Source organism: Sphingomonas sp. SDUR79 (assembly GCF_056821745.1).
Window position 1 is genome coordinate 549339 of the sequence record NZ_JBPDIN010000001.1, and the last position, 15694, is coordinate 565032.

The window sequence follows — 15694 nt, forward strand, 5'->3', positions numbered from 1 at the left end:
TGTTCTCTCAGAAACGGTCGAGGTCGTTGGCGAGGGTAATCGGCCCGGCAAAGCGCGCGCGGACCTCTGCGATATAGCCCTGAGTGCGGACGGGATCGGGCGTGCCGCCCGCGAAATGCGTGATGACCACCGCCTTCACCCCGGCGCGCGCGGCAAGATCGCCGACCGCTTCGGGCGTCAAATGATGGGTGGACAGATGCTGCTCCAGCTTCTGCTTGGCCGGCGCCGGCATGTTCGGCGAATTGCGCGCGACCGTCGCCATCGTCGCGGCCATGTCGATCATTTCACTTACCAGCAGGTCCGCGCCCTTGGCGAGCTTTTCCACCGCCGCGCTCGGCCCGGTGTCGCCGGTATAGACGATCGACCGGCCAGGCAGGTCGAAGCGCAGCGACAGCGACTTGTAGTTGCGGTCCTCGACGCTGCCGGGCGCAAAGTCGTAATGGCTGTTCTGCGCCGCGGTGACGGTCATCCCGTCCACGGTCATCTTGTCGCCATCGTTCAGTTCGATCACCGTGACGGTGTCGGCGGGCGGCGCCCAGGGCTGGCCCGGAATGCCGTACCCGACCCGCGCCGCCGGCTGCATCGACGCGACCATGCCCGCGACCAGCTCACGCGTGCCCGGCGGGCCGTAAACGGTCAGCTTCTCCGCCACATTGGTCTGGTTGCGCAGGCCCAGCACCGCCGACAGCCCGCCGGTATGATCGGTGTGAAGGTGGCTCAGAAACACTGCGCGCACGCGGGGCAGCTGATAGCCCGCCTTGGTCAGCTGCTGGACCGCGCCGTCGCCGGCATCGACCAGATAGACGCGCCCGTCATGCACCAGTGCATTGGCGGGCTGGGACCGGTCGCGGCTCGCCACCGGCCCGCCCATCGTGCCGAGCGTGATGAACGCATCGCCCTGGGGCGGCGCTTGCTGTGCGGTGGCGGGCGATGCCGCGAATGCCGCCGCAACCGCCAGCCCCAGAAGCGACACCCGCATCAGAAGTCGAACCCGACGCGGACGCCATAGGTGCGCGGCGGACGCAGCGTACCGACCGGGAAGTCGAGGATCGGGCGGGTACCCGCACGTGCCAGCACTTCCTCGTCGGTCAGGTTGTTGACGAAGCCGGTGATGCTCCACCCCTGCTGGCTGCGCAGCGTGACGAAGGCGTCGGCCATCACGAACCCGTCCTGCTTTTCCTCAGGGCGATAGTTTGAGTTCATGAAGCGGCTGCTCTCGATATTCGCCCGCGCACCGGCGACGAAGTCGAGATCGCCGGTCAGCTCGAACGTCCGCTCATAGCCGACATTGATCGCCCATTCGGGCGAATTGACCGTCGGCTTGCCCGAACAGTCGATGTCATAGAAGCGCGCGTTGTTGATCCCCGGATTGGCCGCACGGCTGCCCAGCGTGGTGCAGCCCGTCGTCACCGGCGCGCCGGTCGGCGAGAAGTTCGCCGTCTGCAGGCTGTCGTACTTGCCCTTGAGATATTGGACGTTGAGGTTGAACAGGTCGTTGCGGCTGGGCGCGAACCGCGCCTCGAACTCGGCGCCATAGATGTGCGACTTGCCCGCATTGACGGTGATCGAACCCTGCGCGAACACGCCGCTGCCGGTCGGCACACCGCCGACATAGGTGATCTGCTGATCCTTATAGTCCCAGTAGAATGCCTCGAAATTCAGCTGCAGCTTGTTGTCGAGGAAGCGGTTCTTCGCACCGAAGGTATAGGCGGTCAGCGATTCTGGGCGGAAGGTGTTGTTCGGCGGCTGCGCGACGAAGAAGCCGCCCGCCTTGAAGCCGGTCGCGACGTTTGCATAGATCAACGACGCCGGACCTGCGTCGAACTCGACGCCCGCCTTCCAGGTGAACTTCTCGAAGCTCAGGTCGCCAGTAAACGGCACGCTCAGCGGCGGGTTGATCGGGCCGGGCAGGCCGCCCGACGCGGTCGAGGTCAGCTGCTTCTTGTCCTCGCGGGTGTAACGGCCGCCGGCAACCAGCCGCAGGCTGTCGCTGAGGTCAAAGGTCAGCTGGCCGAACGCCGCGACGCTCTCGGTGTTGAGGCGCGGGGTGAAGCGGGTGGTGGAGATATTGCCCTGGCGGAAGAAATTCTCGGTCGCCTGATTCTCACCGAAATAGAAGCCGCCGATCACATAACGCAGCTTCTGGTCCTCGTTCGACGACAGCCGCACTTCGATCGAGGTCTGCTCGGCGAGGTCGGTGATGTCGCCGGCAAAGCCCGGCAGATAGGTGCGGAAGCGCACGTCCGAGCGCCGCCATGCCGGCAGCACGGTCAGCGTGCCGAAGCCAAGATCGCCGACCACCGTCGCGCTGACGCCATAGAATTGGTTGTCGAGGAAGCCGTCGGTGCCGGGCAGCGCGACGCAGCCGCTGTTCACGAAGTTGCCCGCACCACCGCAGAAGGGCGGGGCGAAGATCGTCGAGGCGAGCTGACGGATCGCGGCATGCGCGCGCGGATCCGAAACGCTTACGCGGTCCTCCAGCGCAGGCACGGTATAGCGCGCTTCGGGCAGCAGCACCGCGCCCGATCCCTTGCCATGCTGGTTGTAATAATCGGCGACCAAAGTCATCGACCAGCGGTCGGACGGCTGGATCAGCAGCGACGCGCGCACCGCCTCGCCCTTGTCGTCGTCATAACCGTCGGAGATATAGCCGTCGCGATCGACGATCTGTCCGGCGACGCGCAGCGCGACCTTGTCGCCGATCGGCACGTTCAGCGCGAGGAAGCCCTTCTTGCTGTCGTAATTGCCATATTCGAGCAGCGCTTCGCCGCCGAAATCGCCCAGCACCGGCTTCTTCGGAAGAACGTTGATCGCGCCGCCGGTGGCGTTGCGGCCATAGAGCGTACCCTGCGGCCCCTTGACCACTTCGACGCGCTCGAGATCGTAGAAGACGCCTGCCGGGGCGGTCGGGCGGCCGACATAGACGCCGTTGAAGTTGAACGCGACCGCGTTCTCCGAGAAGGAATTCTGCGAATTGGTGCCGACCCCGCGCAGGAAGAAGCTGGTCGTGCCACCGGTCGGCTGAACCACCAGTGAAGGGACGAGCTTGCCGAGATTGGCGGTTTCGGTGATGCCCGATTGGGCCAGGTCGTCGCCGGTCACGGCGGTCACGGCAACGGCGGCGCGCTGGAGCGACTCCGACCTGCGCTGCGCGGTGATGACGATGTCCTGCAGACCATCGGTTTCTTCGGCTGCGGCCGGAGCGGCAGGCGCTTCCTGCGCGAACGCAGGAGCGGCATGAGCGACGAGGATCGCGGTCCCCGCGAGAAGCAATTTTTTCATCAGACAACCCTCCCTGGGCGCCGCTTCGGTGAGCGCGCCTCTGCATTGAGGATGGTCAAAGCGGATGAATTATCATAACGATTTGTTTCTATCATTTAGCACAAACGGAATTGATGGATGCGGCTCGATCAATTCGATCTCAACCTGTTGATTGCGTTCGATGTCCTGATCGAGGAGCGCAGCGTCACCCGCGCCGCCCAGCGCCTAAATCTCACCCAATCGGCGATGAGCGCCGCGCTGAAACGGTTGCGCGAGTCGTTCTCGGACGAGATTCTGGTCCAGCATGGCAAGCGCATGGTGCCCACTGCGGCCGCGCTGTCGCTGGCCCCCGACGTCTCCGCCGCGTTGCTTAACATGCGCGCCATCCTCGCCAGCGGGATGCGGTTCGATCCGGCCCATTCCCAGCGCAAGTTCCGCATCGTCGCGTCGGATTACATCACCACCGTCCTGCTCGGCCCCGCCTTGCGCCTGCTCCACAAGGAGGCGCCGCACATCCAGATCGAGATCACGCTGCCGCGCTCGGACATTCTCGAGATGCTCGACGATGGCGAGATCGACCTGCTGATCTCGCCCGAACAGTTTCTCAGTCCCGATCACCCCCGCGAACTGCTGTTCGAGGAGCGGCATGTCGTGGTCGGCTGTGCGACCAATCCCGTCATGCAGCAGCCGCTCGACGCCGAAACCTATTATGCCAGCGGCCATGTCGCGACCAGCGTGTCGCGCGACGGCACGTTCATCGACAATTATCTGCGCGGACAGGGCGAGCAGCGCCGCGTCGATGTGATCTGTGCCGCATTCTCCCAGGTCCCGTGGATCTTGCCGGGAACCTCACGGCTGGCACTGATGCATGAGCGGCTTGCCAAGGAACTCGCCCCGGTTCTGGGCCTCGTGATTCAGGAGCCGCCGTTCGCGCTGCCGGTGATGCGCGAAATGATGCAGTATCACAGTGCGCGCAGCATGGATCGGGGATTGTCGTGGCTGTGCGCCCGGCTAAAGGCCGTGGGGGCGACACCGGCGACCGGCTGACGCTGTGGAGGCCCGCCGCGTTACCCCTGCGTCGGGCGAAAGCTCAGCGTCGCGATCGCGCCCCCGCCCTCGCGCGGTGACAGCTCGAACCTGCCGCCAAGCTGTTCGGCCAGCGTGCGTACGATGCGCAGCCCCAGGCTGGGCGCCGCCGCCGTCGAAAGGCCGGGCGGCGGTCCTGCCCCGTCATCGGCGATCGTCAGCGTCACGGCGGCCGCACTGGCGCGCATCTGTACGTCGATGCGTCCGGCGTCGCGATCGGCAAAGCCATGCTCGACGGCGTTGGCGATCGTCTCCGCCACGATCAATGCAATCGGGATCAGCGCGTCCGGTGGCAGCATAATGTCCACATCGACATCGACCGACGCCGTCACGCCCGGCTTGCCGGCCGTGGACATCACATCCTGCACCAGATCGGGGAGTATCCGCTCCAGCGTCTGGCGATCACCGCTGGGGTCGTAGAGCTGGCGCTGGATACGGCCGATCGTCTGCAGCTTGTTGGACGCGTCGCTCAGCGCCTGGCGCGCCGCCGGGTCGCTGACGCTGCGCTGCTGCAGTGCCAGCACTGCACCGACCATCTGCAGATTGTTCGACACCCGGTGCTGCAACTCGCTGAACAGCAACTGGCTCCGCTCGGCGAGCTTCTCGCACCGCTCGCGCTCCAGCCGCAGCCGCGCGGCCCCGCGCTGCATCCAGTCGATCAGCAACAGATCGACAGCGACGACGCCGACATAAAAGCCCAGGGCAAGCCCGGCGCCGGGGGCCAGCGTAAAGCTCATCACGGGTGGAATGAAGAAATACCAGGCAAGCAGCCCGCACAGCACCGCGGCGAGGATGCCCGGACCGCGCCCGAACAGAAAGCCCGACAGCACCACTGCGGGGAAAAAGGTGAGAAACGGGAATCCCGGCGGGAAGGCATCGCCCAGCGCCCAACGCGTGAGCAGTGCGAGCAGCGACAGCGCCAACGCCGCAGCATAGCCCTGCCAGCGATGTGCGCGGGCGAGCGGAAGTCGCTCCAGCAATCTGCCCGTATGCCCGTCCACGTCTGCTTCCCCCGGTCCCCGCCCAAGCGGGGCACCCATCATGGATCGAAAAAGCCTCCGAAGCCAGTGGCTCCGGAGGCTCTCGCTGTCCGATCCGGATTGCTCCGGAACGTGAACTTACTTGACGTGCTTCGCGATGTGCTTGTTCATCTCGAACATCGTCACCTTGTCCGCGCCGAAAATGGGCTTCAGCTTGTCGTCGGCAAGAATCTCGCGCTTGTTGGCGGGATTCTGAAGATCGTTCTTCTTGATGTACTCCCACATCTTGCTGACGATCTCGCTGCGCGGCAGCTCTGCGGTGCCGACGATCGCGGCGAGCTCAGGCGAGGGGGTGACGGGCTTGGCGATCCCGCCACGGGCGCCGCCAGATGCCTTTTTTTCGGCCATTCTATTCTTCTCCTCTGCGGGCCGGCAACGCCGCCGGACCGTGATCTTGGTCAGCGCCGGGGGCTCGGGCAATGCCCCGAACCCGGTGTCGCTGCGCCGGATGTAATCCGGTTCGGCGCACGATGCACGTATTTGCTGCGGTTCCAAGGGGGTTTGATATGTTTGTTTGTGGAGAACTCGTCACTTTGCCGCTCCAACGGGGCGATCCGTCGCCGTTGGGCAGTGTTTCGGGCGGTTCGATCACCCGATGCCGCCCAAAAAACCCATGAAAATGGGGCGCGCCCGGTGCCCCGAACGCGCCCCCATTTCGCAGGGCCGGATCGCCCGGCCCCGATCAGACCCTGATCAGAAGCCGACCTTCGCCTTGACGCCGAAGAAGCGCGGCAGGCCCGGATAGGCGGCATAGTTGCCGGTCTGCTCCGGCACCGCAAAGCCGGTGATGTGGTAATATTGGTTGGTCAGGTTCTCGACGAAGAACTCCAGGCTCTTCTTGCCGTCATTCGTCTGCACGCCGACACGGGCACCCAGCAGCGCATAGCCCGGATTGTACAGCGCGGTCCGGCCGGTGGTCGGGTTCGGGTTGTTCGACGGGATGTTCACTTCGCTGTTGTAGCGCATGTCGACATGCACCAGCCCGCGGATGCCGCTGGTGATCTGCGGCGTCCAGGTCGTCGCGATCGTCACCGTGTGCTTGGGCTGGTTGCTGACCTGACGGCCCTCCTGCCCCTGCAGCGGTGTGCCGACGAAGTTGTTGTCGGCATCATATTGCGCGTCGATATAGCTGTAGCCCATGCGGAAGGTGAGGTTGCGCACCGGCTGGATGATCGATTCAACCTCGACGCCCTTGCTGGTCGTGCTGTCGACATTCTGGACGACGAAGTTGTTCCCGCTGAACACCAGCGACTGGAGATCGCTGAACTTCTGGTAGAAGCCGGCGATGTTCAGGGTGAAGGCGCGGCCCCACTGGGTCTTCACGCCGATTTCATAGGCATCGACCGATTCCGACCCGAACGCCAGGTCGCTGGCCTGCGGACCATTGCCGCCGAGCAGAACGCTGTCGAACGTCGCCTGATCCATATTGTAGCCGCCCGACTTATAGCCGCGGTCATAGCCACCATAGACCAGGATGTCCGAATTCACCTTGTACGCCAGCTTGGCGGTACCGGTGATCTTGCTCTCGTCCTGATCGTGGGCGTAGCTGCCGTTGAACTCGGAGTTGATCGCCGGGTTGCAGGCCAGCAGATAGAGGTTGTTGAACAGGCCGAGCTGGCGCAGCAGCGTGGCATATTGCACTGCCGCCGTGTTGCCCGCGCGCACCTGGTTGAAGAAGGTGCAGCTGCCGGTGTTGTTGTTGACGGTCGCGGTAAAGTCCTTCTTTTCATAGTTCCAGCGCGCACCCAGCGTCAGCGACAGCTTGTCGCTGATGTTGATGATGTTGTGCGTGAACAGCGCGAAGGCGTTGGTCTTGACGCGATAGTCGTTGTCGTTGCCCTGACCGGCGCTGACGCCGGGCAGCGGGCTGGCGGCAAGCGCGGCGAGGCCGGCCACCGGGGTCGGCGAATAGCCAAGCGCGTTGCAGGTCGCGACCGGCACCACGCCCGACGGCGCTGCGCCAACCGCGGTGCGGAAACAGCCGACGACCGGGGCCAGCGCCGCACCATAGGCCGCCTGATAGGCGGCGAGGGCGTTCGGCACCGCCGGGTTCAGGAACACTGCACCCGGAGTCGGGGCGGCGCCCAGCGAGCCGAAGAACTGCACCGAACCACCAAAGGACGGGCCGGCCAGCGCGTTGAAGATCGAATCGACATAGCGGTTGCCGTCGGTACCGACGCGGACGGTGTCGTGGACCTTGTTGGTTTCGTTGAGATAGAAGCCGCCGACGAGCCAGTCGAGCGCGCCGCCGAACGCCGAACCCTGGAACCGCAGCTCTTGGGTGAAGTCCGTCAGCTCGTTGCGATAGTCGTCGCGATAGGCACGGTCGATGCCCGAGAAGTCGACATCCTGGTTCCGCAGCGCGCGCCAGTTGCGATAGGCGGTGATCGACGTCAGCTTGATGTCGCCCAGCTCGGCGTTGATTTCCGCCGACAGACCATAGTCGCGCACCCGCTCGCTGAAATCGCGATTGGGCGATGCCGCCATGCGGCGCTGTTCGGGGTCCACCGTGGTCGGCAGGCCGTTCACGGTGCGCTGCGTGCCGGTGTACAGGCCGTCCAGGCCCTGCGCGCCGGCAATCCCCTCGATCAGCGGCGCGAACGCACCGCGCACGACCGAGATTGCGCCACAGCATTGCTCGTCGGTCTCATAATAGTCGGCGATCAGGCGCAGCGAGAAGGTCGAGGTGTCGTACAGCGCCTGGCCGCGCGCGTACCAGCGATCGACATTGTTGAACGAGCGGTCGGAATTGACGTCCTCGATATAGCCGTCGCGCTTGCGATAGCCGCCATCGACGCGCAGCGCGAGCTGGTCGGTCACCGGGCCGGTCACCGCGCCCTTCAGCTCGAACGCGTTGTAATTGCCGTAGCTGCCTTCGAGATAGCCGCCGAGCTCGAACGCCGGCTGGGCGGTGAAGATCGACAGCGCACCGGCCGAGGTGTTGCGGCCGAACAGCGTGCCCTGCGGACCACGCAGCACTTCGACGCGCTCAAGCTGCGGCAGCTCGGAGATGGCGACACCGGCACGCGCGCGGAACACGCCGTCGATGAACACGCCGACCGCCGGCTCGAAGCCGGGGTTGTCGCCTGCGGTGGTGATGCCGCGGATATACAAAGTGGTGCCGGTCGCCGACGACTGGCCGGTCGAGCTCTGCAGCGACGGCGCGAGCTGCTCCAGCCCGCGAATATCTTCGATGCCGGCGTTTTCGAGCAGCGCTGCCGGGACCGCGGTCACCGCGATCGGCACGTCCTGCACGGTTTCGTTACGGCGGGTCGCGGTGATCACGACCTCGTTGCCCGAAGCTTCTTCTTCCTGCGCGGCAGGGGCGGAGGCGTCCTGGGCAATGGCGGGGGTGGCCGCGATCAGCGCGAGCGCGGATGCGGAAAACAGCTGGAGTGTGCGCATGGGTCTCTCCTCTCTGGGTCCGCCGGGGGTGTTTCCCTCCGGGACCGGTCTTCTTGTTGTTGTTGGGTCGCACGCTACCGTCGCTCGAATCCTTACGTCAACGTCAAATCACGCTAGGAATCCGGCGGAAATGCTTGCTATTTCCCGTTACGATACCGTTTGTTGCGCCAGGGCAACACAGCAGCTCCGCTTGCCGTAGCGTCACGCGATAGAATAGGGCTTTGACCGATATGAGTTGCCATCACCACGAAGATCCCGCCGATGGCGATCTCGCCGCGCCGCCGCCAAAGATTCCGGTGCCGGATGAGGTTGCCGATGCCGTCCGCACGCTGCTGCGCTGGGCTGGCGACGATCCGAGTCGCGAAGGGCTGCTGGACACGCCGCTGCGCGTCGCGCGGGCGTGGAAGGAATATTGCCAGGGCTATGCCGAGGACCCCGCCTATCATCTCAGCCGGGTGTTCGAGGAGGTTGGCGGCTATGACGACATCGTCCTTCTCAAGGACATTCCGTTCCAGTCGCATTGTGAACATCATTTGGCACCGATCATCGGCAAGGCGTCGATCGCCTATCTGCCGGGCAAGCATGTCGTCGGCATCTCGAAGCTCGCGCGCGTGCTGCACGCCTATGCCCGGCGGCTCCAAGTGCAGGAACGGCTGACCGCGCAGGTCGCCGATTGCATCTGGGATCATCTGAAGCCGCGCGGCGTCGCGGTGGTGATCGACGCCAGCCATGCGTGCATGACCGCGCGCGGCGTACGCACCCCCGGCGTGTCGATGGTCACCAGCCGCGTGATCGGAACGTTCCGTGAGGATGATCGCAGCCGCAAGGAAGTCCTCGCACTGATGGGATATTGATGCGCGTTCTGGTCACCGGCGGCGCACGGCGGATCGGTGCGGCAATCGTGCGCCGGCTGGTTGCGGACGGCCATGCCGTGGCGGTGCATCATCACGATTCCCATGACGAGGCCGATGCCTTGGCAAGCGAACTCGGCGTCGCGCTGGTCACCGCCGACCTTGCCGATGCCGCCGACACCCGCAACCTGATCGCCGCCGCCTCCGCCGCGCTGGGCGGGCCGGTCGAGGGGCTGGTCAACAATGCCTCGCGCTTTGCCTGGGACGCGATCCCGCTCGCCGATTACAGCGGGCTCGACCGCCACATGCATGTCAATCTCGGTGCGCCGCTGCTGCTCGCCTCGGCGCTGGCGGCACAGGTCGGGCTGGGGCAGGGGGCGATCGTCAACCTGCTCGACCAGAAGCTCGCCAATCCCAATCCCGACTTTCTGACCTACACATTGAGCAAGGCTGCGCTGGCCGAGGCCACGACCCTGCTCGCGATGCAGCTCGCCCCGCGCATCCGCGTCAACGCCGTCTCGCCCGGCCTCACGCTCCCCAGCCTCGATCAGACGTCGGAGGAATTTGCGGCGGTCGCTAGCGCCAATCTTCTCGAACGCCCGGTCGACCTGTCCGATCTTGCCGCGACCGTCGGCTATCTGCTCACCACACGCAGCATTACCGGCCAGAATGTGTTCGTCGATTGCGGCCAGCGCCTGGTGAAGCGCGACGGCGACGTGATGTTTTCGGGGCGGGAGCGCCCGCATGGCTGAATACACGATCCATCTCGACGGCCTGGTGGTCGAGATCGGCCTTGGCATCTACGACCATGAGCGCGCCGCGCCCCAGCGGGTCGAGCTCAGCGTCGCCATGCGCTGCGTCTATGCCGAGGTGCCGCAGGACCGGATCGATGCGGTGGTCGATTACGATTATCTGCGCACCGGTATCCACGCGCTGGCGGCGCAGGGGCATATCGAGCTTCAGGAAACGCTGTGCGACGCCGTCGCCGCGATCGCCCTTGCCGCCGACCCGCGTGTTGCCGAAGTCCGCGTCCGATCGATGAAGCTCGACGTGTACCCCGACGCCCGCGTGGGGTGTGAGGTGCTGCGGGTCCGGTCGGCGTGACATGGCTCGGCCAATCGCCGCGGGATCGCGCAAGGGGCGCATCCGGACGGTCCGACACGATCCGTGCGGCGATCCTCATATGCGCCGCGGTCGCACTGGCCGTCGGCGGGCTATGGATCATGGCCGGGCAGGGCGAGGTCGCCGTTCGCGCACCGTCGCCGGACCTCAGCCTCGCCAATCGTCCGGCCACCCCGGTCGGCAGTCCGGCTGCCTGGGTGACGCCCGACGATTATCCTCAGGACGTGCTGCATCGCGGGGAACAGGGCACTGTCGCAGTCACGTTCGTGGTCGATGCTCAGGGCGCGGCCACCCAATGCCGCGTGACCGGCACATCCGGCTTCAGGTCGCTCGACGTTGCGACGTGTGAGCTGATCGAACGCCGCGCCCGCTATACCCCCGCACGCGACGGACAGGGACGCGCGATCGAAAGCTCCCAGACGCTGCGCTTCCGCTGGGAGATCGACCCAAGCCTTAAGCCGTAGCGATCGGCGGACGGCGGCGCCCACTTTTGGACTTGGAGTCGGTCGCCCCAACCCCTATGTCCGCACGGTCCGTCGTTCAGCGGCGGGCAACAAGGGGCCGTTTAACGGGTTTTCGCGTGCAATTGCTGCTGTTTCTCTCTGCGCTCCTCGCGAGCCTCACCGGTGCGATTGCCGGTGACCGCGACCTGCGCGGGTTTCAGCAGCGCAGCGACACTGCCATCTCTCGCACCGCCGAAACCGCCGCTGAAGCGGTGGCAAGCGTTGCGGGCGCTGTGGTTAGCCGCCCCCTTGCCACCCGCGAAGCGCCCGCCGCGGCGCCCTTTGCGATCCATGCCGCTCCGGCCGGGCGTCCCGCCCGCCTGACCAGCGAACGCCGGCTCGAATAGCCGCGCGCGCCGCCGCCCATCTGCGGCAGGCATCCATTTCGCATTCGAATCGTTGGCGCTCGTAAATCGGGCGCGCACCCCGCAATTTCACACGACTGGAAATCATCATGTTCGGCGGCTTGGCCAAGTCCCTGTTCGGTTCGTCCAACGACCGGTATGTTCGTTCGCTCAACCCCATTCTCGCGAAGATCGCGGGCTTCGAGCCCACGCTGAAAGCGATGTCCGACGACGAACTGGCGGGACAGACCGCCAAGTTCCGCGAGCGGCTGGAAAATGGCGAAAAGCTCGATTCGATCCTGCCGGAAGCCTTCGCCACGGTGCGAGAGGCCGGCGTCCGCGTGCTCGGCATGCGCCATTTCGATGTGCAGATGGTCGGCGGCATCGTGCTGCACCGTGGCGAAATCGCCGAAATGCGCACCGGTGAAGGCAAGACGCTCGTGGCGACGCTCGCCACTTATCTGAACGCGCTGCCGGGTAAGGGCGTGCACGTCATCACCGTGAACGACTATCTGGCGCGCCGCGACTCCGAATGGATGGGCCAGATCTACCGCTTCCTCGGCCTCAGTGTCGGCGTGATCGTCCCCAACCTCGCCGACCATCAGCGGCGCGAAGCCTATGCATCGGACATCACCTACGGCACGAACAACGAATTCGGCTTCGACTATCTGCGCGACAATATGAAATATGACCGCGCGTCGATGGTCCAGCGCCCGTTCGCGATGGCGATCGTCGACGAGGTCGACTCGGTGCTGATCGACGAAGCGCGCACCCCGCTGATCATTTCCGGCCCGACCGACGACAAGAGCGAGCTCTATATGGGCGTCGACGCGGTGGTGAAGCAGCTCTCGCCCGAGCTGTACGAGAAGGACGAGAAGCAGAAGAGCATCGTCCTGACCGAAGAGGGCATGGAAAGCGTCGAACGGATGCTGGAGACGGCGGGGCTGCTCAAGGGCGCCAACCTCTACGACTTCGAGAACACCCAGGTGGTCCACCACCTCAACCAGTCGCTGCGCGCCAACGTCATGTACAAGCGCGACATCGACTATATCGTCAAGGACGGCAAGGTCGTCATCATCGACGAATTCACCGGCCGCATGATGGACGGCCGCCGCTGGTCCGACGGCTTGCACCAGGCGGTCGAGGCCAAGGAAGGCGTGACGATCGAGCCGGAAAACCAGACGCTCGCGTCGATCACCTTCCAGAACTATTTCCGCATGTATCCCAAGCTGTCCGGCATGACCGGCACGGCCGCGACCGAGGCGCCGGAATTCTTCGACATCTACAAGATGAACGTCGTGTCGATCCCGACCAACGTCCCGGTCAAGCGCATCGATCAGGACGATGAGTTCTACAAGACGATGCAGGACAAATTCATCGCCATTGCCCGCGCGATCCGTGAGCATTCGGCAAAGGGCCAGCCGGTGCTGGTCGGCACCGTGTCGATCGAAAAGTCCGAACTGCTCAGCGAATATCTGACGAAGGAAGGCGTCGACCACTCGGTCCTCAACGCGCGCTTCCACGAACAGGAAGCGCATATCGTGGCGCAGGCCGGCCGCCTGGGCGCGGTGACCATCGCCACCAACATGGCCGGTCGCGGCACCGACATTCAGCTGGGCGGCAACCTTGAATTCCGCATCGAGGCCGAACTCGCCGACCTGCCCGAAGGGCCGGAGCGCGACGCCGCGATCGCCCAGATCAAGGCCGAGATCGCTGCCGAGAAGCAGCGCGTGCTGGAGGCCGGCGGCCTGTTCGTGCTCGGCACCGAACGCCATGAAAGCCGCCGCATCGACAACCAGCTGCGCGGCCGTTCGGGCCGTCAGGGCGACCCGGGCCTGTCGCGTTTCTACTTGAGCCTCGACGACGATCTGCTGCGCATCTTCGGCCCCGACACGCTGTTCGCCAAGATGATGCGCAACAACATCGCCGATGGCGAGGCGATCGGCAGCAAGTGGCTGACCAAGGCGATCGAAACCGCGCAGAAGAAGGTCGAGGCGCGGAACTATGACATCCGCAAGCAGGTCGTCGAATATGACGACGTGATGAACGATCAGCGCAAGGTGATCTACGAACAGCGCGCCGACATCATGGACGCCGACACCGTCGGCGACGTGGTCGAGGATATGCGCGCGGAGACGGTCAACGACCTGGTTGGTACTGCCTGCCCGCCCGAAACCTATCCCGAACAATGGGATATCGAGGGGCTGAAGGCCCGTGTGCAGGATACGCTGGGCGTCGAGGCACCGGTCGAACAATGGATCGCCGAGACCGACGGGATCGAGCCCGAGGATGTCGAAACCCGCATCCGCGAACTCGCCAGCGCGCGCGTCACCGCCAAGTCGGACGAGCTTGACCCGGAAACCTGGACCTCGATCGAAAAGTCGATCCTGCTCCAGAATCTCGACCATCACTGGAAGGAGCATCTCGCGATGCTCGACGCGCTGCGTCAGGTCGTCCACCTGCGCGCCTATGCGCAAAAGACGCCGATCAACGAATATAAGCAGGAAGCGTTCGCGATGTTCGAACGCATGCTGGGCGCGATCCGCGAGGACGTGACCCGCACCCTCGCCTGGGCCGAATTCCAGTTCCAGGCGCCCCCGGGCCTGCCCGAACTGCCCGATTTCCTGACGACGCATATCGATCCGCTCACCGGCCTCGACAACAGCGCCGACTGGGACGCGGGCAGCGCCGGACTGATTTCGAACGAGCTGCCGGCGATGCAGATCCCGCGCCCGACCGGCGAAGCGCTGGGTGACGATCCCGCGTCGTGGGAAGGTCGCGTCAACCGCAATTCGCCATGCCCGTGCGGTTCGGGACGCAAGTACAAGCAGTGCCACGGCGCGGTGGTGTGACCGCCGCCCGTCGCTGACACGAAAAAGGGCCGCCCGAGACGATCGGGCGGCCCTTTTTGTAAATCGTCACCCCCGCGAAAGCGGGGGCCCATCTCCCGGACTGTCCGAACACTGCACCGGTGCGATGCGCCGATCCTGCAGGAGATGGGCCCCCGCTTTCGCGGGGGTGACGGCGGTGTCTGGATGCCGTCCTGCCTCACCGACGACGGGGAGAGGCAGGAACTACCTCACCGCGGACGCGGCGGGGCGATCGCGCTCCCCAGATTCTCCAGCACCTCGCGCGCGTTGAACGCGCGGACATTGTCGGGCTTGCGGCCCTTGCCGATCACGATCTCGGCGCTCGCGTCATAGCGTTCGACCGTGCGGACATCGATGTCGCGGTCCCAGAAGGGGTCGCCGCCCCACGGGCTCCAGCTGCGCCAGCCCCAGCGCGGGCCATAATAGCGCCATGACGGGCCCCAGCCGCCCCATGGGCCGCCGGCAAATGGGCTGGTGGTCGCATAGGTACGCGACTTCTTCTCGGTATCGCGGTCGGACAGGATGAAATGGTCGCCGCCGCGCTCCACCGTCAGCTGCGCCGCGCGATAGAGGAGATAGCGCTCGACTGTCTCGCGCGAGGTCATGCTGTTGCCAGCAAAGGTAACGCGGAAGCGATCGGATTCGATCTGCTCGTCCCAGTAGCCGGTGCGGTACGATCCGCTGCCGGTCGCGGGCTGGTACGGGGTCGGGGTCGAGCAGGATGCAAGCACGCTCGCGCTGGCCAGCGCAAGCGCGACCGCCGCGATACGCGAGCGGCGGGCGGGGACGGTGGACATGATTTTCCTCCTAAGCATCTCATATTGCGGCGAATCGTGCCGATGCTGCGGTGATAACGTTCAGCACAGGCCAAATGTCCCTATGCTGAACGAAACGACAGAAACCCGCGCGGCGCAAGGCCTGCGGCTGGTGTTATGCCATCGCTGTCCGGAAATGTCGTTGGCTCCCTGAGTAGGATTCGAACCTACGGCCGCTCGATTAACAGTCGAGAGCTCTACCGCTGAGCTATCAGGGAACACCAGCGAGGGCGCGCCTATACGAAGGGGTGCCGGGCAATGCAAGCGGGGAAAGGGGGATTTTCAACAACAATCCTCCCCCGCCAGGGGGAGGTGGCACGCGTAGCGTGACGGAGGGGGAGGAAGGGTGCGCGCTCAAGCCGAGAGGGCACGGCCGTCCTCCCCCTCCGTCGCCTTC

The 15694-nt window shown here is 65.1% G+C and carries 13 protein-coding genes and 1 tRNA gene; 7 read left to right on the top strand and 7 right to left on the bottom strand.

What is annotated here, in order from left to right; all coding sequences use genetic code 11:
* Positions 1-7 precede the first annotated feature (7 nt).
* Both ACRYLO_RS02505 and ACRYLO_RS02510 read right to left on the bottom strand, forming a co-directional pair.
* A complete protein-coding gene (locus tag ACRYLO_RS02505; RefSeq protein WP_482658710.1) occupies positions 8-979 on the bottom strand; it encodes an MBL fold metallo-hydrolase in 972 nt (323 codons plus the stop codon).
* On the bottom strand, positions 979-3282 hold the full coding sequence (locus tag ACRYLO_RS02510) for a TonB-dependent receptor (RefSeq protein ID WP_482658711.1): 2304 nt from the start codon (positions 3280-3282) through the stop codon (positions 979-981). The genes ACRYLO_RS02505 and ACRYLO_RS02510 overlap by 1 nt, the downstream gene beginning before the upstream one ends.
* 117 nt (positions 3283-3399) lie before the next feature.
* On the opposite strand from ACRYLO_RS02510, the gene ACRYLO_RS02515 reads away from it, so the two are divergent.
* Positions 3400-4308: a LysR family transcriptional regulator gene (locus ACRYLO_RS02515; RefSeq protein ID WP_482658712.1), complete on the top strand. Its 909-nt coding sequence runs from the start codon at positions 3400-3402 to the stop codon at positions 4306-4308.
* 20 nt (positions 4309-4328) lie between these two features.
* On the opposite strand, the gene ACRYLO_RS02520 is transcribed toward ACRYLO_RS02515, so the two are convergent.
* From ACRYLO_RS02520 to ACRYLO_RS02530, 3 genes are all read right to left on the bottom strand, one after another.
* Positions 4329-5348: a sensor histidine kinase gene (locus tag ACRYLO_RS02520; RefSeq protein WP_482658713.1), complete on the bottom strand. Its 1020-nt coding sequence runs from the start codon at positions 5346-5348 to the stop codon at positions 4329-4331.
* A 117-nt stretch (positions 5349-5465) separates the two neighbouring features.
* Positions 5466-5735 carry an SWIB/MDM2 domain-containing protein gene (locus ACRYLO_RS02525; RefSeq protein WP_294017282.1) on the bottom strand — a complete coding sequence of 90 codons (270 nt, stop codon included), beginning with the start codon at positions 5733-5735 and terminating at the stop codon, positions 5466-5468.
* A gap of 345 nt (positions 5736-6080) precedes the next feature.
* Positions 6081-8792: a TonB-dependent receptor gene (locus ACRYLO_RS02530; protein WP_482658714.1), complete on the bottom strand. Its 2712-nt coding sequence runs from the start codon at positions 8790-8792 to the stop codon at positions 6081-6083.
* Positions 8793-9022: 230 nt separating this feature from the next.
* Between ACRYLO_RS02530 and folE the strand changes: the two genes are divergently transcribed.
* The 6 genes from folE (at position 9023) to secA (ending at position 14464) form a co-directional block, all read left to right on the top strand.
* On the top strand, positions 9023-9646 hold the full coding sequence (gene folE / locus ACRYLO_RS02535; protein WP_482661659.1) for a GTP cyclohydrolase I FolE: 624 nt from the start codon (positions 9023-9025) through the stop codon (positions 9644-9646).
* Positions 9646-10395, top strand: a complete 750-nt coding sequence (locus ACRYLO_RS02540; RefSeq protein WP_482658715.1) for an SDR family oxidoreductase — start codon at positions 9646-9648, stop codon at positions 10393-10395. Before folE ends, ACRYLO_RS02540 begins: the two co-directional genes overlap by 1 nt.
* Positions 10388-10747 (top strand): dihydroneopterin aldolase, encoded by a 360-nt coding sequence (locus tag ACRYLO_RS02545; RefSeq protein ID WP_482658716.1) that lies wholly within the window; start codon positions 10388-10390, stop codon positions 10745-10747. Before ACRYLO_RS02540 ends, ACRYLO_RS02545 begins: the two co-directional genes overlap by 8 nt.
* Positions 10744-11229, top strand: a complete 486-nt coding sequence (locus tag ACRYLO_RS02550) for an energy transducer TonB (protein WP_482658717.1) — start codon at positions 10744-10746, stop codon at positions 11227-11229. Before ACRYLO_RS02545 ends, ACRYLO_RS02550 begins: the two co-directional genes overlap by 4 nt.
* 116 nt (positions 11230-11345) lie before the next feature.
* On the top strand, positions 11346-11615 hold the full coding sequence (locus tag ACRYLO_RS02555; protein WP_482658718.1) for a hypothetical protein: 270 nt from the start codon (positions 11346-11348) through the stop codon (positions 11613-11615).
* Positions 11616-11722: 107 nt separating this feature from the next.
* Positions 11723-14464 carry a preprotein translocase subunit SecA gene (gene secA, locus ACRYLO_RS02560; protein ID WP_482658719.1) on the top strand — a complete coding sequence of 914 codons (2742 nt, stop codon included), beginning with the start codon at positions 11723-11725 and terminating at the stop codon, positions 14462-14464.
* Between the two features lie 227 nt (positions 14465-14691).
* Here the strand turns inward: secA and ACRYLO_RS02565 are convergent, their stop codons facing one another.
* Positions 14692-15279, bottom strand: a complete 588-nt coding sequence (locus ACRYLO_RS02565) for a CC0125/CC1285 family lipoprotein (protein ID WP_482658720.1) — start codon at positions 15277-15279, stop codon at positions 14692-14694.
* A 161-nt stretch (positions 15280-15440) separates the two neighbouring features.
* Positions 15441-15515, bottom strand: a tRNA-Asn gene (locus ACRYLO_RS02570).
* Between the last annotated feature and the right edge of the window lie 179 nt (positions 15516-15694).